Raw genomic sequence first — 21,767 nt, forward strand, 5'->3', positions numbered from 1 at the left:
AGGTGGGCGATCCCCGTCGAGCCGAGCGCGAGGATCGTCAGCCCGATCGTCATGCGGTTGGTCGGCTGGTGCCCCCGCGGGTGGCGGAACATGTGGATGGCCATGCCGATGAGGACGACGGGCAGGACGTAGGCGATGACGCCGAACGTGCCGGCCGCGACGGCGTGGACGACGTCCCCGAACATGCCGGGCAGCCCCCACCACTCCCGCGCAGCGACGACGATGCCGAGGGCGAGGAGGGCGAAACCGAGCCCGTCGCGACGGTGTTCGGGTTCGAGGTCAGAAGCGGCGGCGCCGACGCGGCGGACGGTGCCGCCGGCGACGTGCGAAACACCCATCCACGCGCCACGAGCAGCGCGACCGGACGCGGAGGGACGCGCTTCAGCAGCCCCTCGCGACGAGCCGGTCTTGCGCGCGGGTGCATTCTTCGTCGTGCCGCCCGAACGTGGTGCGCTCGACTTCGGCGGGGTCGTGCGGGCGCGCGTCGTCGAGGCCGCAGATGCGCCGGCCGGGCGCGAGCTCTTGGCGCGCGGCTGCGAAGAGGCCTTCTTCGCGACGAGGACGCTGTCGTTCGCTGGTCTGTTTCGGGTCGCCACCCCGCAAGGCTAGTGGGGGTTCCGGCCGTTTTCGCGGACCCACGCCGTGACACGGGTCCAATGGTGACGGCGGGTCGGCTCGACACCTTCGAATCCGCGTCCCGACGCGCTGGCGCGTTGACGCGCTCGCATCCGACAGCGCCCTGACCCGTGTCGGAGGCGCCGCCAGCTGCCCGGGGGACCACGGGCATCCCCACCGCGAGACGCCGACTCTTGCGCGCGGCGCTCGCCATCCGCGATCCCACAGGTGATCTCACGATGCGAACCTCTGGCCGCACGTCGGTGGACGCGGCGGAGGGCCGGGTGCGAGCGTTCACGTAGGTCATGAGTTCCAGCGCACAGCCCCGGCTTGCTGGACGGCAACCCTCCACCGCGGTGGGGTGCTCCGGGTGACGACCTGGCCGCCACCAGCACCGGTGTCGGCAAGCGCGGGCCGAGCCATCTGGCGACGGCGAGGCCCCTGATTCGAGGAGCCTCGATGCCCCGTTCTGCCATTCTCTCGATCCTTGACTCCGACGCGCGCCGCCACGCTGCGAGCCACACGACCCGCCCCGCTCACGCCGTAACCCCCGGGACTCCCGTCGCGGACCCCGAGCGTCACCACACCCAGCCCGCGCACCCCGGCGGGTCCCGTCGCGAGACGCCCACGGCTACCTATCATCGCGCGGACGCGCCGCAGCAGGCCAATGCCGCCCTGGCCACGATCGGCGCCGATCTCGGCGTCGCGACGCTCGACGGGCGCGTCGTCGAGCACGCGAACTTCGACCACGGCGCGACGGCTCCCGCGCTGCAGGCCGCCGCGCGGGCCGTCGACACGACCCTGCGCACGTACGGTTCGGTGCATCGCGGTGCGGGACGGGCGTCGCAGCTGACGACCCGGTGGTACGAGGAGGCTCGGCAGGAGGTCGCCGCGTTCGTGGGCGCGCGCGAGGACGACGTCACCGTCTTCACGCGCAACACCTCGGACGCGCTCAACCTGTTGGCTCACTGTCTGCCGCAACAGACGCAGGTCTTCGTGTTCCGCTCGATGCACCACGCGGCGCTGCTGCCGTGGGCGGACGAGCGGACGACGCGGCTGCCGATCCCTCACTCTCACGCCGAGGCTGAGGGTTACCTCGACGTCGCTCTGGCGGAATTCCGCGCCCACAACGATGCTCCCGTGTTGGTCCTCATCACCGGCGCCTGCAACGTGACGGGCGAGGTGTGGCCCATCGAGCGCCTCGCCGCCGTCGCCCGCCGGCATGAGGCGCGGACGGCTCTCGACGCCGCGCAGCTCGCCCCGCACCGCCGCGTCGACATCGACGCCTGGGGCATCGACTACGTCGCTCTGTCCGGCCACAAGGCCTACGCGCCTTACGGTTCAGGAGCCCTCGTCGGGCGCCGCGACTGGCTCGACACCGCCCCTCCGTACTTCCGCGCCGGCGGCGCGAGCCACCGCGTCAGCGAAGATGCGTCAGGCGCCGGCGACGTCGCCTGGGCGCCCGCGCCCGCACGCCACGAGGGCGGCACCCCGAACGCGGTCGGGGCCATCGCGCTCGCGGCCGCAGCCTCGACGCTGTCCGCGCAGCGCGGCGAAGCCGAGGCGCGCGAGGAGAAGATCCACGCCATCGTCCGCGACGGTCTCGCCTCGATCGACGGCGTGAGGATCGTCGAACTCTTCGACGAGCAGAATGCCGCGGACGCTCACCTCGACGATGGCGCGCCAAGGCGGAATGCGAGCGACAACGTCGGCGTCACGACGTTCACCGTCGCCGGGTACGACCCGACGCTCGTCGCTCAGGTGCTCGCAGACGAGCACGGCATCGCTGTGCGCGACGGGCGATTCTGCGCTCACCTGCTCTGCGACGCGCGCCTCGGCGAGGGCGCGACGGCAGTGCGCGCCTCGATCGGTCTCGCCACGACGACAGAGCACGCACGACGCCTCGTCGACGCCGTGCGTGCTCTCGTCACCCATGGGCCCGCCTTCGACTACACCCACACCCCGGGCCTCGGGTGGAGCCCCGTCACCGACCGACGAGACCTCTCAGAGCCTCGCCCCTGGTGAGGAGAACGAGCGGCGGTGGGCCCCAGCGAGGGGCTCACCGCCGCATTTCGTCAGATACGGGATGCCGACGCGGTGGCTCCTGTCGAAGGGCCCGCTCGCGCGCTGATGCGAGTTTTTTGACCACGCTCAATAACAAACCTCGACGTCCATTTCGAATCCCGTTGCACCCCAACGGACGAAGGGTGCGACGCGTCACACGCGTCGCACCCTTCATTCATCCGAGATGGCAGCCAGAGGCGATCTCAGCCGCCTCACACAACCCCCTGACATACCCCCCGAGGCGTCAGGCGTCGATGACCACCGGGATGATCATCGGTCGGCGGCGCAGCTTGCCGCCGACGAAACCGCCCACGGCGCGGCGGATGACCTGCTGCAGTTGGTGGCTGTCCTTGACACCCTTGTTGCGTGCCTCGAGCAGCGCCTGCTCGATCTTCGGCCGGACGCGGTCGAACACCTCGTCGCCCTCGGCGAAGCCGCGCGTGCGGATGTCCGGGCCGGCGAGGATCGCGCCCGTCTTCGCGTCGCGCACGACGATGACGGTGACGAAGCCCTCGTCACGCAGGATGCGGCGGTCCTTGAGCATGTCCTCGTCGGTCGTACCGACGAGCGAACCGTCGACGTAGACGTACCCGACCGGCACCGCGCCCGTGATGGCAGCCTTGCCGTTGACGAGGTCGACGACGACGCCGTTCTCGGCGAGCAGCACCTGGTCGCTCGGCACACCCGTCGCGGCGGCGAGCTTGCCGTTGGCGACGAGGTGACGCCACTCGCCGTGGATCGGCATGACGTTCTTCGGCTTGACGACGTTGTAGCAGTACAGCAGCTCGCCCGCGGAGGCGTGGCCCGAGACGTGCACCATCGCGTTGCCCTTGTGCACGACATTGGCGCCGAGACGCATGAGGCCGTTGATGAGGCCGTAGACGGCGTTCTCGTTGCCCGGGATGAGCGAGCTCGCCATGAGGATGGTGTCGCCCTCCCCCACGTCGATACGGTGGTCGCGGTTCGCCATGCGCGCGAGCGCCGCCATCGGCTCACCCTGCGAGCCGGTGCAGATGAGCACCTGCTTGTCCTCGGGCATCTGCTCGAGCTTCTTGATGTCGACGAGCACGTTGTCGGGCACCTTGAGGTAGCCGAGGTCGGCGGCGATCGTCATGTTGCGCACCATCGAGCGCCCGACCATCGCGACCTTGCGGCCGTGGGCCTCGGCGGCGTCGAGCACCTGCTGCACGCGGTGCACGTGCGAGGAGAAACAGGCGACGATGATGCGTCGCTCCGCCTTCTCGAAGACGCGCTCGATCGCGGGCGTGATGTCCTTCTCCGGCGTCGTGAAGCCGGGCACCTCGGCGTTCGTCGAGTCGGTGAGGAACAGGTCGACGCCCTCCTCACCGAGCCGCGCGAACGCGCGCAGGTCGGTGATGCGGCCGTCGAGCGGAAGCTGGTCCATCTTGAAGTCGCCGGTGCACAGCAGGTTGCCTGCGGGCGTGCGGACGAAGACGGCGAGCGCGTCGGGGATCGAGTGGTTGACGGCGACGAACTCGCAGTCGAACGGGCCGATCTTCTCGCGCTGGCCCTCCTTCACCGCCATCGTGTACGGGCGGATGCGGTGCTCCTTGAGCTTCGCCTCGATGAGCGCGAGCGTCAGCGTCGAGCCGATGAGCGGGATGTCGTTCTTCATGCGCAGCAGGTACGGCACCGCGCCGATGTGGTCCTCGTGACCGTGCGTCAAAACGATGGCCTCGATGTCGTCGAGGCGATCCTTGAGGTAGTCGAAGTCGGGCAGGATGAGATCGACGCCCGGGTGATCCTCGGGGAAGAGGACACCACAGTCGATGATGAGCAGGCGTCCGCCGTACTCGACGACCGTCATGTTGCGGCCGACCTCGCCGAGACCGCCGAGCGCGATGACGCGCGCACCGTTCTTCGCCAGCGCGGGCGGCGGGCCGAGTTCGAGCGAACTCTCCATCACAGCAGCCCCGCCTTCGTCAGGCCGTCACGCAGGACGGCGTACATCGCCTCGTCCGCGGGCAGCAGCGGCAAGCGGATGGCGTCGGAGTCGATGACGCCCTGCTCCTTGAGGGCGGCCTTCACCATGATGGCGCCCTGGGAGGTGTTCATCAGCGCGTCGATCGCGGGGATGAGCTTGGTGTGGATGGCGCGCGCCGTCGCGAGGTCGCCCGCGTCGACAGCGTCGATCATCGCGCGGAACTCGTTGCCCGCCACGTGGCCGACGACGGAGACGACGCCGACGGCGCCGAGCGCGAGCCACGCGAGGTTGACGACGTCGTCGCCCGAGTACCACAGCAGGTCGGTCTCGTCCATGAGCTTCGTCGCCTCGAAGAAGTCGCCCTTGGCATCCTTGACCGCGCGCACCTGGTCGATCGTCGCGAGCTGACGGATCGTGTCGCTCGCGAGCGCCGTCCCCGAGCGCCCGGGGATGTCGTAGGCCATGGCCGGCAGGTCGGTGGCGCCGACGACGGCCTTGAAGTGCTCGACGATGCCCGCCTGCGTCGGCTTGTTGTAGTACGGCGTGACGACGAGGACGGCGTCCGCCCCAGCGTCCGCGAGTGCCTTGGCGGCGCGTACCGAGTGCGCGGTGTCGTTCGTACCGACCCCGGCGGTGATCGCTGTGCGGCCCTTGACGGCGTCGGCGACGGCGCGCACCGTCTCGATGTTCTCCTCGTCGGTCGTCGTCGCCGACTCCCCCGTCGTGCCGTTGACGACGAGGCCGTCGTGCCCGTTCGCGACGAGGTGCTCGGCGAGCTTCTTCACTCCGTCGTAGTCGATCGAGCCGTCCGGTTTCATGGGCGTCACCATGGCCGTGACCATGCGCCCGAAAGGTGTCGTCGTCGTCATGCGCCCAGGTTAGTGCACGAGCGTCCACGTGTGCGGACGCCCGCCGCGCGCGACGTCGCCACCACCAACTCGCCACCACGAAGCGGACGCCGCAGGCGCCTTGTCACCGGCGCGTCCTACAGTGAGGCGCGTGGAGCAATATCACGCACTGCTGAGGCGCATTCTCGACGAGGGCACCCGCAAGGACGACCGCACGGGCACGGGGACGCTCAGCGTCTTCGGTCATCAGATGCGCTTCGACCTGTCCCAGGGGTTTCCCGTTCTCACGACGAAGAAGCTGCACCTGCGCTCGATCTTCGGCGAACTGCTGTGGTTCCTGCGCGGCGACACGAACGTCGCATGGCTGCACGAGCGCAAGATCTCGATCTGGGACGAATGGGCCGACCCCGACGGTGACCTCGGGCCGATCTACGGCCACCAGTGGCGCTCGTGGCCGACGCCGAACGGCGAGACGATCGACCAGATCGCGCGCGTCGTCGAGTCGATTCGCACGAACCCCGACAGCCGTCGTCACATCGTCTCGGCGTGGAACGTCGCCGACGTCGACGACATGGCGCTGCCGCCGTGCCACACGATGTTCCAGTTCTACGTCGCCGACGGAAAGCTGTCGTGCCAGCTCTACCAGCGCAGTGGTGACGTCTTCCTCGGCGTCCCGTTCAACATCGCCTCGTATGCCCTCCTGACCCACATGGTCGCGCAGGTCACGGGCCTCGCGGTGGGCGATTTCGTCCACACGCTCGGCGATGCGCACCTCTACGTCAATCACCTCGACCAGGCGCGCCTCCAGCTGACACGTACGCCGAAGCAGCTGCCGACGCTCGTGCTCAACCCCGACGTGACGGCGCTCGACGCGTTCGAGCTCGACGACATCCGCCTCGACGGTTACGAGGCCGACCCCGCGATCAAGGCCCAGGTGGCGGTATGAGCGATGCGCCCCAGCTGACGAGCATCGCCGCTGTCGCCGAGAACGGCGTCATCGGCGTCGACGGCGACATGGCGTGGAACATCCCCGCCGACTTCGCGCACTTCAAGGCGACGACGATGGCTCACCCCATGATCATGGGGCGCACGACGTTCGCGACGATGGGCACCCTGCCCGGGCGCCGCTCGATCGTCGTGACGCACGATCCCGAGTTCGCCCCCGCACAGCCGGCGCGTGACGACACGTCCGTCACCGTCGTTCACTCTGTCGACGAAGCCCTCGAACAGGTCGCCGGCCAGGACGCGTTCGTCGTCGGCGGCGCGCAGATCTACGCCGCGACGATGGACCACGTCACCCGTCTGCTCATCAGCGAGATCCCCCTCGCGCCTGAGGGCGACGCCCACTTCCCCACGATCGACCCGACCGTGTGGGTCGAGACGCAGCGCGCACCGCGCGACGGGTTCACGCTCGTCATGTACGAACGCCGCACCTCGTGAGCGACGCCCGGCGCGAGACGTCGGGAGGTGACGCGCCCGTCGACGTCCGTCATCACCGGACGGCGCACACCCCTGGCGACCACTCCGACCACGACCATCCCGACGCCCTCCACGAGGACGCCGCGGCCGTCAAGAAGGACTCGGTCTCCCTCGCGATCGCGACGGGCGTGTACGGCGTCAGCTTCGGCGCGCTCGCCATCGCTGCGGGCCTCACGACCTGGCAGACGATGGCGCTGTCGCTGCTGTTGTTCTCCGGCGGTTCGCAGTTCGCCGTCGTCGGGGTGCTCGGTGGCGGTGGGTCGGGAGCGTCGGCCGTCGCGACGTCGTCACTGCTCGGCGTGCGCAACGGCATCTATGGTCTGCAGATCAACCAGTTCCTACGCCCGCGCGGGCTGCGGCGCCTCCTCGCCGCGCAGGTGACGATCGACGAGTCGGCCGCCATGTCGGTCGGGCGCCCCACCGAACAGTTGTCACGCACCGGATTCTGGTGGACGGGCCTGGGCGTCTACGTCATGTGGAACACGATGACGTTCGTCGGCACCGTCGCCGGCAACGCGATGGGCGACCCGAAGAAGTACGGCCTCGACGCCGCCGCCGTCGGCGCCTTCATGGCGCTGCTGTGGCCGCGCCTCGGCACGCTGCAGGGCAAGGTGACGGCGGCGCTCGCCGCGTGCATCGCGCTCGGGTTGTCGCCGCTCACGCAGGCCGGCGTGCCCGTTCTCGCGACGGTCGTCGCGGCCGTCGTCGTCGGCTGGTGGTACTCCACACGGCACGATTCCCCCTCAGCCGACGGCGAGCCGAGCGCCGACGTTCCCGGCGTCGAGACGTCTCGCGCCGATGCGCCCGGTGACGGCGCGACGCCCGGTGGCCCGTCCGACGCCGGCCGGATCGGATCGACGACATGAGCACATGGACGACGGTTCTGCTCGCGAGCGCGTTGTCGTTCGTGCTCAAGTTCATCGGCTATCTCGTGCCGCCGCGCTACCTCGAGGGCAAGCGGACGTCCAACATCGTCGCGCTGCTACCGGTGGCGTTGCTCACCGGCCTCGTGTGCGTCCAGGCGTTCGTCGGCGACGGCGGCCGGGTCGTCGTCGACGCGCGCGCAGCGGCGGCCGTCGCAGCGATCATCGCCCTGGTTCTGCGCGCGCCATTCATCGTCGTCGTCATCGTCGCGGCCGCGACGGCCGCGATCATCCGGTTGTTCTGAGCCGACGCTCCTGGATTCATGTCTCGCTCCCTCTGGTGGAGTGAGACCTCAGGACGAGCTTTCGAGGGGATCGATGAGGCGCAGCCCGCCGACCCCGGCGAAATCCCGCGCGTTGCGCGTGGCGAGTGCAGAGCCGGCGCCCAGAGCGATACCGGCGATCTGGGCCTCCGCCGTTCCCATGACTCGCCCGACCGACGTGCCACTCGCGAGAACGTGGGCGGTCGCGTGCGCTCACGCAGCGTCTGCAAGAAATTCTTCTCCGGCACGTGGGTCGCTGCCGCGAGAATCGCCCGCACCTCGGCCTCGACGGAACGTCCAGGCTCCGCAGCCTGACGGCGCAGGCGCTCGTGGACGACCTCATCGACATCTGGCATCCTCAGAGTGGCCAAGACGATCACCTCCTCGGCAGCAAAGCGAGCAAGGAGGTGCTCGTCAGCCCATTGCGAGACTCAGGCGGCTTGCGGCTGCACCTGCCGCTGCACGAGCTGCGTGACGTTCTGGGGCTTCCGCTCGAGCTTCGCGGCGTACTCGTTCGGCAGCGACAGGCGGATGATCGCCCACCAGGCCGACGCGATCTGCTTCGGCAGCGGCCCCGTCACGTAGGACAACCCGTAACGGCGAGCTATGTCCTGCACCTGCTCGCTGATCTCCGCGTACCGGTTGCTCGGCAGGTCGGGGAACATGTGGTGCTCGATCTGGTAGCTCAGGTTGCCCGTCGCGATGTGCATGGCCCGCGAACCGCTGATGTTCGCCGAACCGAGCATCTGGCGCAGGTACCAGTCGCCGCGAGTCTCCCCGACGATCGACTTCTTCGTGAACGTCTCGACACCACTCGGGAAGTGCCCGCACATGATGACCGAGTGTGTCCAGAGGTTGCGCGTGAGGTTCGCGATGAAGTTCGCCTTGATCGTCTGCTTGCCCGACCCCGTCAGCGCCGAGAGCAGCGGGTGCGCAATGTAGTCCTTCGTCACCTGCTCACGGATCTTGTGCAGCACCTTGCGACCGTCGCGGGCGAATACGTCCTTGTCCTTGCGCCCCTTGAGGTACTTGCCGATCTCCAGGTCGTACGCGGCGATGCCGTACTCGAAGAAGCACGCGTTGATGAAGTTCCACATCGGCTGTGCGAGGTAGAACGGCACCCACTTCTGATCCTCGTCGACGCGCATGATGCCGAACCCGAGGTCGTTGTCGCGCCCGATGACGTTCGTGTACGTGTGGTGCAGCTCGTTGTGGCTGTGCTTCCACAGGTCGGCGGGCGAGGCGTTGTCCCACTCCCACGTACTCGAGTGGATCTTCGGGTCGCGCATCCAATCCCACTGGCCGTGCATGACGTTGTGGCCGATCTCCATGTTCTCGAGGATCTTCGCCACGGCGAGCCCCGCCGTCCCGATGACGAACGCCGGCTTCTTCTTCGAGAACAACAACAGTGCCCGCGACCCCATCTCGAGGCCACGCTGCACCTGGATGACACGACGGATGTACGCCGCGTCCTTCTCGCCCCGGCTCTCGACGACCCGTGCACGCACCGCGTCGAGCTCCTCACCGAGACGCTCGATGTCGGCGCGGCTCAGGTGAGCGATCGGGTTGTGGTCCTTCTTCTGCAGTGCGGTCATGCGACAGCCATCCTTCTTCGTCGTTCTCGTCGTGCGGTTCGTCATGGTCGTGGTTCGTCGTGAGGCGCCCCGAGCCGATCTCGCGCCCGGCCGGCGCCCTGCACAGGCGTCGAGTTCAGCGTCCGATCGTGCAGTCCCCGGCGGCGGAGGAGATGCAGGTCTGCACCATGACGCCGTCGCCGTCAGTGCCGCTCGCCACCTCACCGGTGCGCATGTCGCGCACCGCGCCGGAACGCAGCGGCAGCACGCAGCCGTAACAGATGCCCATGCGGCACCCGCTCGGCACGAGGATGTCGGCGGCCTCGGCCGCGTCGAGGATCGACGTCTCGCCGCTGACGGCGACCTCCCGCGTCGTCGTGCCCATGACGATGGTCGCGGTGCCGCCCTCCCCCGGTTCGGCAAGCTCGACGACGAAGTTCTCGGTGTGCAGCTTGTCCTCGACGCCATTGAGTTCGGCGAACTCGCGCAGCATCCGCAGCATCCCGGCGGGGCCGCACGCGTACACCTCACGATCGCGCCAGTCGGGTACGAGATGGTCGAGCTCGGCCGGTTCGAGCCGGCCCTCGAGGCGTGTGTGGCGCTCGACGAGGGTGATGGCGCCACGCTCGTGCAGCCCGCGCAGCTCGTCGGCGAAGATGACGTCCTCGGGGTGGCCGGCCGAGTGCACGACGACGATGTCGTGCGTGCGTTCGCCGTCGGAACGCTCGCCCTCGGCGGCGAGACGGTGGCGCAGCATGCCCATGACGGGGGTGATGCCGGAGCCGCCGGTGACGTACAGCGTCGGCTCGACACCTCCCGTCCAGACGAACTCGCCGCTCGCCTGTTCGAGGTGCACGATCTGGCCGGAGCGCAACGACTCGTGCAGGTGGGAGCTGACGAGCCCGCCGGAGAGCGACTTGACGGTGATCGTGATGCGCCCGTCGTCGCGCGGCCCCGACGTCACCGAGTACGCGCGCCACAGGCGCACCCCGTCGACGTCGACGCCGACGCGGATGAACTGCCCCGGCACGTGCCCTGCCCAACCGAGGCCCGGCTGCAGCGTGACGGTCGCGGCGTCCGCCGTCTCGGGGTGCACGTCGACGACGCGGGCGCGCAGGTAGCGGGGGCTGCGCAGCGGGTCGACGAGGTCGAGGTAGTCGTCGGGCAGCAGCGGCGTCGTCAGGGTGCGCACGGCGTTCCAGGCGAGATGCTTCAGGCGGGCGGAGGCCCGCCGCTCGTCCGACGAGCGGGCCATCGTGGTTGATGAGGAGACAGCGTGCGGCATGCGACCAGCGTATTTGGCGCACAGCTGATAATTCTTGACCGCGACCTCACATGATCTTTTCGGGATTTGTTCGTAGAGTGTGAACATGTCGACTCTGCGGCAAGACACCATTGCCACCCTGCGAGAGCACCTGCCGAACACGGCCAGCGGGTGCGTCGAGGCCATCATCCGAGAGGTGCCCGGCTACGACCGCGAGTTCGGCGACACACTGCGCGCGAACATCGAGGCGGCCGTCGCGATGGCCCTCGCGGCCTTCCTCGACACCCTCGGTGACGACGGCGATACGACGTCCGCCACGGCCATGCGCACCGGCGCCTACCGCCTCGGCCAGGGCGAGGCGGAGACGGGGCGCTCGAGCGACGCGCTGCTCACGGCCTACCGCGTCGGCGCCCGCGAGGCGTGGACGCACTTCGCCGAACGCGCCGTCGCGCAGGGCGAGTCGGCCGCGAGCATCGCGAGCCTCGCTGCGGGCACGTTCGCGTTCATCGACGAGTTGTCCGTCGAGAGCCTCGCCGGCCACACCGCGGCCATGACGGCCCGCACCCGTGAGCTCGCGCGCCGACGCGACCAGCTGGCGGCGGCACTCGTCGCGGGCGACCAGCCCGACACGCTCGAGCATCTCGCCGAACGGGCTCACTGGAACCCGCCGCGCACCCTCACGGCGCTGGCACTGACGGGCGACGCCCCGGCGGCCGTCGCGAGCGCCGTCGGTGAGAAGGCCCTGTGGTCGCGCACCCCGGACGGCTCGCCGCTCGTCCTCGTGCCCGACCTCCCACCCGGCAACCGCGCGCGCGTCCTCGCTGCCTGCGCTACGACCACAGCAGCCCTCGGGCCGACGCTCGCCTGGAGCCGCGCCGCCGAATCGGTGACGCGCGCCCGACGCGCGCTGCGATTCGCCCGGGTGAGTGAACCGGCGGACGCCGACACGCTGCTGCCCGAACTGATCCTCGACGCCGACCCGCTCATCGCGCAGATGCTGCGCGAGCGCGCCCTGGCGCCGCTCGCCGACGTCTCGGAGGCCAAGCGGGCCGTGCTCGCCGAGACGCTGCTCGCCTGGCTGCTGCACCACGGACGCCGCGAGGAGGTCGCCGAGGCCCTCCACGTCCACCCCCAGACGGTGCGCTACCGCCTGGGCACCCTGCGCGAACACTACGGTGACACGCTCACCGACGCCCGCACCGGCCTGGAGCTGACGCTCGGGCTGATCGCCGACCGATCGAGGAGCCCGCAGTGAACACCCCCGCAACCGACCGTCCGCAACCCGCAGCAGCCCAACCGACGAACGCCGACGACACGAACCCCGACGCCATGACCCTCGACCCGATGATCCATGAACCCACACGGTCGGCTCTGCCTGACGGGCACGGCGAGTCCACTGGGCACGGCGAACATGGTGAGCACCCCGCGGGCGAGGCCCTGGCGGTGGCGATGAAACCCCTGCTGCGCGGGTGGCTGCACCTCGTCCTCGCGCCCCTGTGCCTCATCGGTTGTCTCGTGCTCGCCCTGCTCGCCGACACGACCCCGGCGCGCGTCGGGGCGCTCGTCCTCGGTGCTACGGCGACGATGCTGTTCGGCACGTCGGCGCTGTATCACCGCCGATACTGGAGCCCGCGCGCCGACACGATCCTGCGCCGCCTCGACCACTCGAACATCTACCTCATCATCGCCGGCACGTACACGCCGTTCGCGCTGACACTGCTCGCGGGCCGGCAACGGGTGAGTCTGCTCGTCATCGTGTGGGTCGGCGCGCTGCTCGGCGTCGCTTTCCGCACGTCCTGGGTGCATGCGCCGCGTTGGCTCTACACGCCGATCTACGTCGCGCTCGGCTGGGTCGCGATCTTCTACGCCGGGCCGTTGCACGCCGCGGGCGGCACCCTCGTCATGACGCTCATCGCCGCGGGCGGCATCCTCTACACCCTCGGGGCCGTCGTCTACGGCTTCAAACGCCCTGATCCGTGGCCGCGAGTGTTCGGCTTCCACGAGATCTTCCACGCCTGCACCGTCGCCGCGTTCATCGCCCACTTCATCGCGGCGGCCATCGTCCTCACGCGCTGACGGCGGCCTCCCCGCGTGCCTTGCCCGCCCGGGCGTCGGCGCGGGCCACAGGATCGCCACCGTGGGCCTCGCCTCCGCCACGCGAGCACCGACCAGCGCAAGTCGTCCCGTCAGGCGGTGTCGCCGGCTGCCTGCGCGCCGTCCCCGAGGAGTTGCTCGCTCGCGCGTCGGATGTGCGCGTCGAGCAGATCGGCGGCGCGTGAGCCGTCGCCGTCCGCGAGCGCCGCGGCGATGGCCTCGTGCTCCTCGCGCAACCGCGCGCGCACAGCCGGCCAGTCGTCGACGTGGTTCATGCCGTGACGGATGGGGCTGCGCATGGATTCGCGGATGGCGACGGTGAGGTCGGTGGCGAGCGCGTTGCCCGCGGCCCGCGCGATGGCGACGTGGAAATGGGTGTCGCACGCGTTGAAGACATCGGGCGGCAGGTCGTCGTCACGCATCGCGGTGATCAGGTCGGCGAGGCGCGCATGGTCGGCGTCGGTCGCGTTGCGCGCGGCCAGCCGCGCCGACAGGCCCTCGAGGCTGCAGCGCACGTCGACGACGTCGAGGAGGCTGAACTGCGCGAGCGCCACGTGCATGCGCAAGAACCGGTTGAGCGCCTCCGTCGGCACGGCCGTGATGACGGTGCCGCCGGCCGCACCGGCTCCGACGCGCGAGTCGACGACCCCGATGGCGTGCAAGGCGCGCACGCCCTCACGCACCACGGCACGGCTGACGGCGAGTTGCGCGGCGAGGTCACGCTCGGCGGGCAGCACGTCGCCGACACGCAGACGGCCCGAGACGATGCCGTCCTCGACCCACTGCACGACACCCTCGTAGGCACGCCCCGATCGTGACGCGACCGGGTTGGCACCCTGCGCGCCAGCCGGAGTCTCGACCTGGACGGGCGTCGCGTCCGGCGCGGGGGCCGGTTCCGACGCCGGCTGCCCCGGGTTCGACAGACCGGATTCCTCGGCTGCGGGCGGCGGGCCCGGTTCGGGCGAGGCGGGCGCGCAGGGGTGGGTCATGGGCGGCATGCTACGCGGCCTCGACTTCTTGACCGTCGGGGGTCATGCTTCTAGAGTGAGATGCAGCACATTGGTCAGACCATTAAGGATGCCGTCGTGACGATCGCCCCCACCCGCCCACGCGTCGCGATCTTCGCGACCTGCTTCAACGACACGATGTTTCCCAAGGCGCCGATCGCGACGGTGAAGCTCCTACGCCGCCTCGGGGTCGACGTCGAGTTCCCCACCGAGCAGACCTGCTGCGGCCAGATGTTCACCAACACCGGGTACGCGAACGACGCTAAGGGCCTCGTGCGCGGGTTCGTCGACACGTTCGACGCGTTCGACTACGTCGTCGCCCCCTCCGGCTCCTGCACCGGATCCGTCCGCGAGCAGCACGAGATGATCGCCGAGCGGGTCGGCGACCAGGGCCTCGCCCGCGAGGTCGACGCGCTCGCCCCGCGGGTGCTCGAACTGTCCGAATTCCTCGTCGACGTGCTCGGCGTCACCGACGTCGGCGCCTACTTCCCGCACCGCATCACCTACCACCCCACCTGCCACAGCTTGCGCATGCTCGGCGTCGGCGACCGTCCGCTGCAGCTGCTGCGCGCGGTCGCCGGTGCCGACCTGCGCGAGTTGCCCGCCGCCGAGCAGTGCTGCGGTTTCGGGGGCACGTTCAGCGTCAAGAACCCCGACGTCTCCGTCGCCATGGGAAACGACAAGGCGCGCCACGTCGTCGAGACGGGCGCGGAGTACGTCGTCGCCGGCGACAACTCGTGCCTCGCCCACATCGGCGGTCTGCTGCACCGCGGACGCACCGGCGTCAAGACCATCCACCTCGCCGAAGTGCTCGCCTCGACCGAACAGGACCCCGCATGAGCTGCCAGCCCCGCACCGCCGCCGACGCGGGTCTGCCCGTCGGCACGACGACCGCGACGTTCGTCGGGATGCCGGCCTTCCCGCACGAGGCGAAGCACGCCCTCGACGACGCCCAACTGCGCGCCAACCTGCGTCACGCGACCGGCACGATCCGCGCCAAGCGCGCCGAGGTCGTCGGCGAGGTCGACGACTGGCAGCAACTGCGCACGCGCGGCGCCGCCGTCAAGGACGACGTGCTCGCCGACCTCGACACGCTGCTCGTCACGCTCGAGGAGTCGCTGACGCGCGCCGGCGCGACGGTCCACTGGGCGCGTGACGCCGAGGAGGCCAACCGCATCGTCGTCGACCTCGTCAAGGCGACAGGCACGCAGGAAGTCGTCAAGGTCAAGTCGATGGCGACGCAGGAGATCGAGCTCAACGAGGCCCTCGAAGCCGCGGGCATCGACGCGTGGGAGACCGACCTCGCCGAGCTCATCGTCCAGCTCGGCCACGACCGCCCGTCGCACATCCTCGTGCCCGCGATCCACAAGAACCGCAGCGAGATCCGCGACATCTTCCGCACCGAGATGGGCGAGGTCGGCCGCCCGGCCCCCGAGAACCTGAGCGACGATCCCGCCGCGCTCGCCGACGCTGCCCGTCGTCACCTGCGCGAGAAGTTCCTGCGCGCCAAGGTCGGGATCTCGGGCGCCAACTTCGCCGTCGCGGAGACGGGCACGCTCGCCGTCGTCGAGTCCGAGGGCAACGGACGCATGTGCCTGACGCTGCCGGAGACGCTCATCTCCGTCGTCGGCATCGAGAAGGTGCTGCCGACGTGGGACGACCTCGCCGTCATGCTCGAACTGCTGCCACGTTCGTCGACCGGTGAGCGCATGAATCCCTACACGTCGATGTGGACGGGGTCGAGCGAGGCCGACGGCCCGCAGGACGTCCACGTCGTGCTCGTCGACAACGGCCGCACGCGCGTGTTGTCGGACACCGTCGGGCGCGAGGCGCTGCGCTGCATCCGCTGCTCGGCGTGCCTCAACGTCTGCCCCGTCTACGAACGCGTGGGCGGGCACGCCTACACGAGCGTCTACCCCGGACCGATCGGCGCCATCCTCACCCCGCAGATGCGCGGCCTCGACTCCGATCGCGACAAGGCGCTGCCCTTCGCGTCGTCACTGTGCGGCGCGTGCAGCGAGGTGTGCCCCGTCAAGATCGACTTTCCGAAGATCCTCGTCGAACTGCGCACGCAGGTCGTCGAGAAGAAGCGCGCCGCCTCGCGCGTCCCGAGCTTCGAGCGCACCGCCATCGCGGGCGCCGAATGGGCGCTCGCCTCCGGCAAGCGCATGGGGCGTCTGCAGACGCTCGCGACGGTGGCCGGCAAGGTCTTCAAGCGTGAGGACGTCTCCTACCTCGGCGCGATTCCCGGGCCCCTCGCGCCGTGGAGCGCAGCGCGTGACATCCCCGCTCCCCCGACCGAGACGTTCCGCGAGTGGTTCGCGCGCACCGACGGCGGCCGGCTCGACGAGAGCGGCCAGGCCGCAGCGGGGTCGCGTCCGAACCGCGCCGGAGTCGACGTCGAGGGCCACTACGGCACGAGCGCCCGCGACGCCGGGCTCCCCCACCCCACCAGCGACAGCGAGGACGAGGCATGAGCAGCGCACGCGAGGAGATGCTGCAGCGCATCCGGACGGCCAACGCGAACGCCGGGGTGACGAGCACGTCGTCGCAGCGGGCCGATTCGGCGACGACGCAGCGGGATTCGTCGTCGGGCAGCGCCGGCGCCCAGGCGACGTCACTTGATGCGGACGGTTCGCGCGCTGCGGCCGACGCCACCCCCGCGGCGGGGTCGCCCGACCTCGTCGACCTGTTCGTCGAGCGCACCGAGGACTACAAGGCGGTCGTCGAACGTGCCTCGGCAGCTGACGCCGGCGCGCGTGTCGCCGCGGCGCTCGAGGGCGCGAACGGCGTCCTGCTGCCGGCCGGGCTGCCCGAGGCAGTCGTCGGCGCGGTCGATGCGTCGATGGCGCGCGAAGACCCGGGCACGCCCGACGGTCTCGACGCCATCGAGGCGGTCGTCACGACGTGTGCCGCGGCCATCGCCGAGACGGGCACGATCGTCCTCGATCACACTGCGGGGCAGGGGCGTCGTGCGCTGACGCTCGTGCCCGATCTGCACGTCTGTCTCGTGCGGGCCGACCAGATCCACGCGGACGTGCCGGCCGCCGTCGGCGCCCTGCGCGCGAGCGTCGAGGCGGGGCATCCGCTGACGTGGATCTCCGGTCCGAGCGCGACGAGCGACATCGAGCTCGATCGCGTCGAAGGGGTGCACGGCCCGCGGCGCCTGCACGTCATCGTCACGACTGACTGACCTCGACGGACGACGCCGCGTCTCGGGTGGAATCACCACTCGCGGCGTGGCTTTCGCGCGTCATGCGGCGTTTCGTTCGGACGTGGCGCACGCCTTCGAGCAGCGACGCGACCGCCATCGCGAGCCCCATGCCGGTGAGGATGCCCGCGAGGTGGTTGTCGCCGAACGCACGGCCGCCGATGTAGCCGATGAGGCAACCGTGCAGGGCCCACAGCAGCGTCGCGAGCAGGTCGTACGGCGTGAACTGCCGCAGGAGCGGGTAGCGTGCAGCGCCGAGCGACATCGTGCCGACGCTGCGTCCGCCCGGGATGAAGCGCACGACGAGCAACGCCCACGACCCTCGTTCGTGCAGCACGCGCGAGACCTTCTCGAACGTGCGAGCACGCCGCGAACCGTGCGCCCCGAGCGAGCGCGCACCGACGACCCGGCCGATGCCGTAGGAGAGGTGATCGCCCAGTGCCGCCCCTAGCGTGGCCACGAGCACGACGAGCACGAGCTGCGGCCCGTTCGGATCGGACGCGGCGTACACCCCGGCGAGGATGAGCGGGGCTTCGCTGGGAAAAACAGGCACGAACGCATCGAGCGTGCACAGGCCGAAGAGCGCCGGGTAGATCCACCACGACGTCATGAGGTGTTCGAGCGGCGCGAGCACGGCATCGAGCATTCCAGGACGCTAGCCGCGCGACGTGGCCCCGACCTGACGCCCAGGTGTCCGGCAGGCGACGCCAGCGCGACCGTCCGGGCCTTCGACGTTCACGCGGACGGACGCTGTCGGCGCACCGCCCGGGCGGACCTCAGGCCCAGACGGAGCATCCGAGCTCAGAGCCCGAGGAAGTTCTCCAGGCCCACCGTGAGCCCCGGGGTCGTGACGACGCCGCGCACGCCCGTCAGCACGCCCGGCATGAAGCTCACGCGCTCGAAGCTGTCGTGACGGATCGTCAGGGCCTCACCCTCGGCGCCGAACTGCACCTCCTGGTGCGCGACGCGCCCGCGCATGCGGATCGCGTGCACCGGGATGCCGTCGACGCGGGCGCCGCGCGCGCCGTCGGGGTCGGATTCCGTCGCGTCTGGCACCGGCCCCAGCCCCGCCTGCTCACGTGCCTCGGCGATGGCGCGCGCGGTGTGCGCGGCCGTGCCGGACGGCGCGTCGACCTTGTTCGGGTGGTGGATCTCGACGACCTCGACGCTCTCGTAGAAATTCGCCGCCTCGCGGGCGAACTTCATCATGAGCAGCGCGCCGATCGAGAAGTTCGGCGCGATGAGCACACCGACGCCGGGCGCCGCGTCGAGCTGCGCCCGGAGCGTTGCGAGCTTCGCGTCGTCCCACCCCGTCGTGCCGACGACGACGCTGACGCCGCGTTCGATGCAGTGCGCGACGTTCGTCGGGGACGAGGCGGGCACCGTCAGCTCGATCGCGACGTCGGCACCCCCGAGGTCGCCCAGGTCGTCCCCTGCGTCGAAGCCACCGACGAACGTCATGTCGTCCGCGGCCTCGACGGCCTTGACCGCCTCGCTGCCCATGCGCCCGGCGGCACCGATGACTGCAACCTTGATCGTCTCGCTCATGGACGCGACCCTATCGACGAAGGTGCGCCACGCGCGTCAGGATCCGAATGCCGAGTGGCTGCCACGTGTCGAGACGCTTCGACTCACCGTCACCTTCGATGCGGATGTCGCTGACGACCCGCGTGTGCGGGTGCTCGAGGTCGCCGTCGCGGATCTCGCCGGTCAGCCAGCGGAAGTCGAGACCGTCGCCCGTCACCTCGACGACTGCGAGGTTGTTGTCGAACCACGGCCCGTGCGTCGTGCGCCAGCGGAACGACGGCGTGCGCACGCTCGTGCGCTCGACGACGGCGCGCAGTGGGAACGCGAGGCCCTTGCCGATCATCGCCTGCAGCGCGCGCACGTGGCGCGGCAGCGGGTTACGGATCGGCGAGCAGACGGCCTGGAAGATGCGCGACGTCAGCTCCTCGCCGCCGTTGACCTCCGACAGGAACGAGTTGTGGATGTCGCCCGACAGGAACGTGATCGTCCTCGGCGCTCGGCCACGCTCACCACGCGCGACCTCGAACAGCATGTCGCTGACCTTGAAGAACGTGTCGCTGAACGCCGCCCAGTGCTCGAGGTCGACGACCTGACGCAGCTTCTCCCCCAAGAACGCCGCCGGACGGCCCCACGTCCCCTCGGCCGCGGCCTCGTCGAGCGCCTCGAGCATGTGCAGGCCCTCGGGCATGAAGAACGGCAGCGAGGTGCCGATGAACAGGTGCTCGACGTCGCCGCGCAACTCGTCATCGAGCCAGCGCAGTTCGTCCGCGTCGAGCATCGCGCGGTGATCGGGACGTAGGTCGCGCGCCGCCCGCGAGTCGACGACGATGAGCTTCGACTCGCCCAGATCACGGGTGTAGGAGAAGCGGTATGTCGTCGGGTCCTCGTCAACCCGCTCGGCAAACGCGTCGACGGCGGCGGTGATGTCGAGCTCGTCGTCCCCGGTGTGCGACGTGATGAGCTGCCACAGCTCGTCATCGGCGAGCGCCTCGGGCGAGAGGTTGCCACAGTGCTGATAGACCCAGTACGACCCGAGCGCGCCGACGATGCGCTCATGCCACCAGGGCGTCGCGTTCATCTTCTCGTGCCACGTCTGCGACGTGTTCCAGTCGTCACGCACGTCGTGGTCGTCGAAGATCATCGCGCTCGGCAGCGTCGACAGCAGCCACCTCACCGCCGGTTCGCTGTAGGCGAGGCGGTACAGGTGCGCGTACTCGACGTAGTCCTTGAGCTCCTCGCCGGGCGGCGCGTCGAGCCCGCGGCGCGCCTCGATGTACTCCTGCATCGCCTCTGACGTCTCGTCGGCGTAGACCTGGTCGCCGAGCAGCACGACGAGGTCGGGCCACCGCTCGTCGTGAGGGTCGCGGGCGATCTCGTGCGCGACGGCGCGCAGCGAGTCGATGCCGTTCTTGCGGTTGCTCTTCCCATCGTGCGGTTCGCTCGTGCGGCAGCTGCCGAACGCCATCTTCGTGGGGCGCGAGTGCAGCAGCGTCTTGAAGAATGGGTCGGGGAACGGCGAGTCCGCCAGGGGCCACGCCTGTTCGCCGTTCACCTCGACGCGGTAGCCGTACGTCCGCCCCGGCTCGAGACCGTCCAGGATCACGAGAGCGTAGTGATGCCCGTGCGCGCCGAACGTGCGCGCGCTCCAGCGCCCACCGTCGGTGATGACGGCGACCTCCCCGGCGTCGCGGGTCTCGACCCACATCGACGCTTCGCATTCACTGGTGTAGCGCACCATCGGCCCCAGGACGATCGGCTCGTCGCTGGTCTGCATCACCGTGTCATTCTCGTTCGTCACCATGGTCTGCTCCCCCATCATTCGCTCCCGTCCGCGCTGCTGCGATCCTCGTTCTCGGCGTTCAGGCCCCACATGCCGCTCGGGCGCATCGGGTGGCGAGTCTGCAACCAGTCGTCGTGGGCCCGCACCGCGTCCTTCCATCGCACGTCGAGATCCGAGGGCTGATCGGCGAGACCGTCGCCGTCCTTGTCGAAGACCACGTCGATGGATTCGTAGTTCTTGAACCGTTGCATCTGCGCCTGCCCCGCGTACGCCTGCTGGTCGGCGAGCGTCAGGTCGACGTCGTCGGTGAACTGTGTCATGAGGGAACGCGGGTACAGATGCTTGTGCAGCACGACGTTGATCTCGGTGCCGATGACGAACGACAACGACATGAGGTAACTGGCGAGCAGCAGCGTCAGGATGCCGCCATAGGTGCCGTAGGTGCCTGTCGAACGGGCCCCGAAGATGTTCGTGAAGGTCGTACTGTTCGCGACGAAGAACTGCCACGCGATGCTGATGAAGAACGCGCCCGGCGCGAGACGCCCCCAGCCCTCTCCGCGCGCGTTCGTCATCTTCATGAGCAGCAGGAAGATGCCCGTGCCGAACACGACGTTGAGCAACCACGCCCAGCTCTGCAACGGCTTCCACAGCGTCGGCAGGATGCCGATGGCGATGAGCGCCGCCCCGAGGAACATGATGATGGCGCCACTGCGCACGCGCATGAGGATCGGGTTCGGGCGGCTGTTGCGCGGCACCGCCCAGCAGTGGTTGCTCGTGTGCTGGATCGCCTGCGCCACGCCGAGGCCACCGTAGAGCGCCACGATCGCGCCGATGACGATGGCCGACACGCTGCCCGTCAGCGACTCGATCGACGCGGAGTGCAGCGACGGCCCGAGCACCGGGATCTGCGCGAGCACCGAGTCGAGGATCTGCTGACGCAACCGGTCGTCACCGTCGATGACGAAGCCGAGAACCGACTGCAGCAACAGCAGGAGCGGAAAGATCGACAGGAACCCGTAGTACGTGATCAGCGCCGCGAGGTAGGCGCCCTGGTCGTCGACGAACTTGTAGATGACACCGATCGGGTAGCCCAGCGCCGGATGTCGACGCTGGAACCCGTCGGCACGCTCCACTGAGTTCACCTGCGAATCATCCCATGCGCCCCACACGGGT

The 21,767-nt window shown here is 69.7% G+C and carries 20 protein-coding genes, 1 pseudogene and 1 riboswitch; of the genes and pseudogenes, 10 read left to right on the forward strand and 11 right to left on the reverse strand.

The genetic code is table 11. From position 1 onward, the window contains the following. Positions 1–338 (reverse strand): DNA translocase FtsK 4TM domain-containing protein (locus B2284_RS11400; RefSeq protein ID WP_349676098.1); only part of this gene is annotated, 338 nt, incomplete at its 3' end. Between the two features lie 578 nt (positions 339–916). Further along, positions 917–1,031, forward strand: a riboswitch (SAM riboswitch). Between the two features lie 43 nt (positions 1,032–1,074). Between B2284_RS11400 and B2284_RS11405 the strand changes: the two genes are divergently transcribed. Then, the gene (locus B2284_RS11405; RefSeq protein WP_136788473.1) at positions 1,075–2,640 is read left to right on the forward strand and encodes an aminotransferase class V-fold PLP-dependent enzyme; all 1,566 of its coding nucleotides are present in this window, start codon (positions 1,075–1,077) and stop codon (positions 2,638–2,640) included. Positions 2,641–2,923: 283 nt separating this feature from the next. Here B2284_RS11405 and B2284_RS11410 read toward each other — a convergent pair whose 3' ends face one another. Then, positions 2,924–4,603, reverse strand: coding sequence for a ribonuclease J (locus tag B2284_RS11410; protein WP_136788472.1), 1,680 nt, complete (start codon positions 4,601–4,603; stop codon positions 2,924–2,926). After that, positions 4,603–5,493 (reverse strand): 4-hydroxy-tetrahydrodipicolinate synthase, encoded by an 891-nt coding sequence (dapA, locus tag B2284_RS11415; protein ID WP_074040532.1) that lies wholly within the window; start codon positions 5,491–5,493, stop codon positions 4,603–4,605. The genes B2284_RS11410 and dapA overlap by 1 nt, the downstream gene beginning before the upstream one ends. Before the next feature lie 130 nt (positions 5,494–5,623). Between dapA and B2284_RS11420 the strand changes: the two genes are divergently transcribed. Genes B2284_RS11420 through B2284_RS11435 form a run of 4 tightly spaced genes read left to right on the forward strand, consistent with a single transcriptional unit; the run spans position 5,624 to position 8,119 of the window. Next, entirely contained in the window at positions 5,624–6,418 is a 795-nt protein-coding gene (locus tag B2284_RS11420) for a thymidylate synthase (RefSeq protein WP_115296376.1), read from the forward strand. After that, positions 6,415–6,912 carry a dihydrofolate reductase gene (locus B2284_RS11425; RefSeq protein ID WP_136788470.1) on the forward strand — a complete coding sequence of 166 codons (498 nt, stop codon included), beginning with the start codon at positions 6,415–6,417 and terminating at the stop codon, positions 6,910–6,912. Before B2284_RS11420 ends, B2284_RS11425 begins: the two co-directional genes overlap by 4 nt. After that, positions 6,909–7,817, forward strand: coding sequence for an AzlC family ABC transporter permease (locus B2284_RS11430; RefSeq protein ID WP_115296377.1), 909 nt, complete (start codon positions 6,909–6,911; stop codon positions 7,815–7,817). The genes B2284_RS11425 and B2284_RS11430 overlap by 4 nt, the downstream gene beginning before the upstream one ends. Further along, the gene (locus tag B2284_RS11435) at positions 7,814–8,119 is read left to right on the forward strand and encodes an AzlD domain-containing protein (RefSeq protein ID WP_115296378.1); all 306 of its coding nucleotides are present in this window, start codon (positions 7,814–7,816) and stop codon (positions 8,117–8,119) included. The genes B2284_RS11430 and B2284_RS11435 overlap by 4 nt, the downstream gene beginning before the upstream one ends. A 284-nt stretch (positions 8,120–8,403) precedes the next feature. Here the strand turns inward: B2284_RS11435 and B2284_RS14515 are convergent. From B2284_RS14515 to B2284_RS11445, 3 genes and pseudogenes are all read right to left on the reverse strand, one after another. Next, a pseudogene (locus B2284_RS14515) lies at positions 8,404–8,493 on the reverse strand (FitA-like ribbon-helix-helix domain-containing protein); the annotation flags it as partial. Positions 8,494–8,568: 75 nt separating this feature from the next. Next, entirely contained in the window at positions 8,569–9,732 is a 1,164-nt protein-coding gene (locus B2284_RS11440) for a fatty acid desaturase family protein (RefSeq protein WP_038570627.1), read from the reverse strand. Between the two features lie 115 nt (positions 9,733–9,847). After that, positions 9,848–10,996, reverse strand: coding sequence for a ferredoxin reductase (locus tag B2284_RS11445; protein ID WP_006946368.1), 1,149 nt, complete (start codon positions 10,994–10,996; stop codon positions 9,848–9,850). Positions 10,997–11,081: 85 nt separating this feature from the next. On the opposite strand from B2284_RS11445, the gene B2284_RS11450 reads away from it, so the two are divergent. Together B2284_RS11450 and trhA are read left to right on the forward strand one after the other, a co-directional pair. After that, entirely contained in the window at positions 11,082–12,230 is a 1,149-nt protein-coding gene (locus B2284_RS11450; RefSeq protein WP_136788469.1) for a PucR-like N-terminal domain-containing protein, read from the forward strand. Next, a complete protein-coding gene (trhA, locus tag B2284_RS11455; RefSeq protein ID WP_062257525.1) occupies positions 12,227–13,051 on the forward strand; it encodes a PAQR family membrane homeostasis protein TrhA in 825 nt (274 codons plus the stop codon). The genes B2284_RS11450 and trhA overlap by 4 nt, the downstream gene beginning before the upstream one ends. A gap of 110 nt (positions 13,052–13,161) precedes the next feature. On the opposite strand, the gene B2284_RS11460 is transcribed toward trhA, so the two are convergent. Then, the gene (locus tag B2284_RS11460) at positions 13,162–14,058 is read right to left on the reverse strand and encodes a FadR/GntR family transcriptional regulator (protein ID WP_082740689.1); all 897 of its coding nucleotides are present in this window, start codon (positions 14,056–14,058) and stop codon (positions 13,162–13,164) included. Between the two features lie 60 nt (positions 14,059–14,118). Between B2284_RS11460 and B2284_RS11465 the strand changes: the two genes are divergently transcribed. The 3 genes from B2284_RS11465 to B2284_RS11475 are packed head-to-tail and all read left to right on the forward strand — an operon-like array spanning position 14,119 to position 17,269. After that, positions 14,119–14,916, forward strand: a complete 798-nt coding sequence (locus tag B2284_RS11465) for a (Fe-S)-binding protein (protein ID WP_062257523.1) — start codon at positions 14,119–14,121, stop codon at positions 14,914–14,916. Then, entirely contained in the window at positions 14,913–16,553 is a 1,641-nt protein-coding gene (locus tag B2284_RS11470; RefSeq protein WP_006946361.1) for a LutB/LldF family L-lactate oxidation iron-sulfur protein, read from the forward strand. Before B2284_RS11465 ends, B2284_RS11470 begins: the two co-directional genes overlap by 4 nt. Further along, positions 16,550–17,269 carry a LutC/YkgG family protein gene (locus tag B2284_RS11475; protein WP_136788468.1) on the forward strand — a complete coding sequence of 240 codons (720 nt, stop codon included), beginning with the start codon at positions 16,550–16,552 and terminating at the stop codon, positions 17,267–17,269. Before B2284_RS11470 ends, B2284_RS11475 begins: the two co-directional genes overlap by 4 nt. Here the strand turns inward: B2284_RS11475 and B2284_RS11480 are convergent. From B2284_RS11480 to B2284_RS11495, 4 genes are all read right to left on the reverse strand, one after another. Beyond that, the gene (locus B2284_RS11480) at positions 17,256–17,933 is read right to left on the reverse strand and encodes a DedA family protein (RefSeq protein ID WP_006946364.1); all 678 of its coding nucleotides are present in this window, start codon (positions 17,931–17,933) and stop codon (positions 17,256–17,258) included. The genes B2284_RS11475 and B2284_RS11480 overlap by 14 nt on opposite strands. 155 nt (positions 17,934–18,088) lie before the next feature. Continuing rightward, entirely contained in the window at positions 18,089–18,835 is a 747-nt protein-coding gene (dapB, locus tag B2284_RS11485; protein WP_136788467.1) for a 4-hydroxy-tetrahydrodipicolinate reductase, read from the reverse strand. Positions 18,836–18,845: 10 nt separating this feature from the next. After that, entirely contained in the window at positions 18,846–20,588 is a 1,743-nt protein-coding gene (locus tag B2284_RS11490; protein ID WP_240742505.1) for an alkaline phosphatase D family protein, read from the reverse strand. 41 nt (positions 20,589–20,629) lie between these two features. Then, a partial coding sequence (locus tag B2284_RS11495; protein ID WP_286697545.1) for a YihY/virulence factor BrkB family protein occupies positions 20,630–21,767 on the reverse strand: 1,138 nt, incomplete at its 5' end.

The organism is Dermacoccus sp. UBA1591, assembly GCF_002322065.1.
Lineage (GTDB): Bacteria > Actinomycetota > Actinomycetes > Actinomycetales > Dermatophilaceae > Dermacoccus > Dermacoccus nishinomiyaensis.

Excerpts from the sequence above, each read along its gene's own strand:
- B2284_RS11435 (WP_115296378.1), top strand. The coding sequence starts at position 7,814 with ATGAGCACATGGACGACGGTTCTGCTCGCGAGCGCGTTGTCGTTCGTG.
- B2284_RS11460 (WP_082740689.1), bottom strand. The coding sequence starts at position 14,058 with ATGACCCACCCCTGCGCGCCCGCCTCGCCCGAACCGGGCCCGCCGCCC.
- B2284_RS11410 (WP_136788472.1), bottom strand. The coding sequence starts at position 4,603 with ATGGAGAGTTCGCTCGAACTCGGCCCGCCGCCCGCGCTGGCGAAGAAC.
- B2284_RS11425 (WP_136788470.1), top strand. The coding sequence starts at position 6,415 with ATGAGCGATGCGCCCCAGCTGACGAGCATCGCCGCTGTCGCCGAGAAC.
- B2284_RS11445 (WP_006946368.1), bottom strand. The coding sequence starts at position 10,996 with ATGCCGCACGCTGTCTCCTCATCAACCACGATGGCCCGCTCGTCGGAC.
- B2284_RS11470 (WP_006946361.1), top strand. The coding sequence starts at position 14,913 with ATGAGCTGCCAGCCCCGCACCGCCGCCGACGCGGGTCTGCCCGTCGGC.
- dapB (WP_136788467.1), bottom strand. The coding sequence starts at position 18,835 with ATGAGCGAGACGATCAAGGTTGCAGTCATCGGTGCCGCCGGGCGCATG.
- B2284_RS11405 (WP_136788473.1), top strand. The coding sequence starts at position 1,075 with ATGCCCCGTTCTGCCATTCTCTCGATCCTTGACTCCGACGCGCGCCGC.
- B2284_RS11450 (WP_136788469.1), top strand. The coding sequence starts at position 11,082 with ATGTCGACTCTGCGGCAAGACACCATTGCCACCCTGCGAGAGCACCTG.
- B2284_RS11475 (WP_136788468.1), top strand. The coding sequence starts at position 16,550 with ATGAGCAGCGCACGCGAGGAGATGCTGCAGCGCATCCGGACGGCCAAC.
- dapA (WP_074040532.1), bottom strand. The coding sequence starts at position 5,493 with ATGACGACGACGACACCTTTCGGGCGCATGGTCACGGCCATGGTGACG.
- B2284_RS11490 (WP_240742505.1), bottom strand. The coding sequence starts at position 20,588 with ATGCAGACCAGCGACGAGCCGATCGTCCTGGGGCCGATGGTGCGCTAC.
- B2284_RS11480 (WP_006946364.1), bottom strand. The coding sequence starts at position 17,933 with ATGCTCGATGCCGTGCTCGCGCCGCTCGAACACCTCATGACGTCGTGG.
- B2284_RS11440 (WP_038570627.1), bottom strand. The coding sequence starts at position 9,732 with ATGACCGCACTGCAGAAGAAGGACCACAACCCGATCGCTCACCTGAGC.
- B2284_RS11465 (WP_062257523.1), top strand. The coding sequence starts at position 14,119 with ATGCAGCACATTGGTCAGACCATTAAGGATGCCGTCGTGACGATCGCC.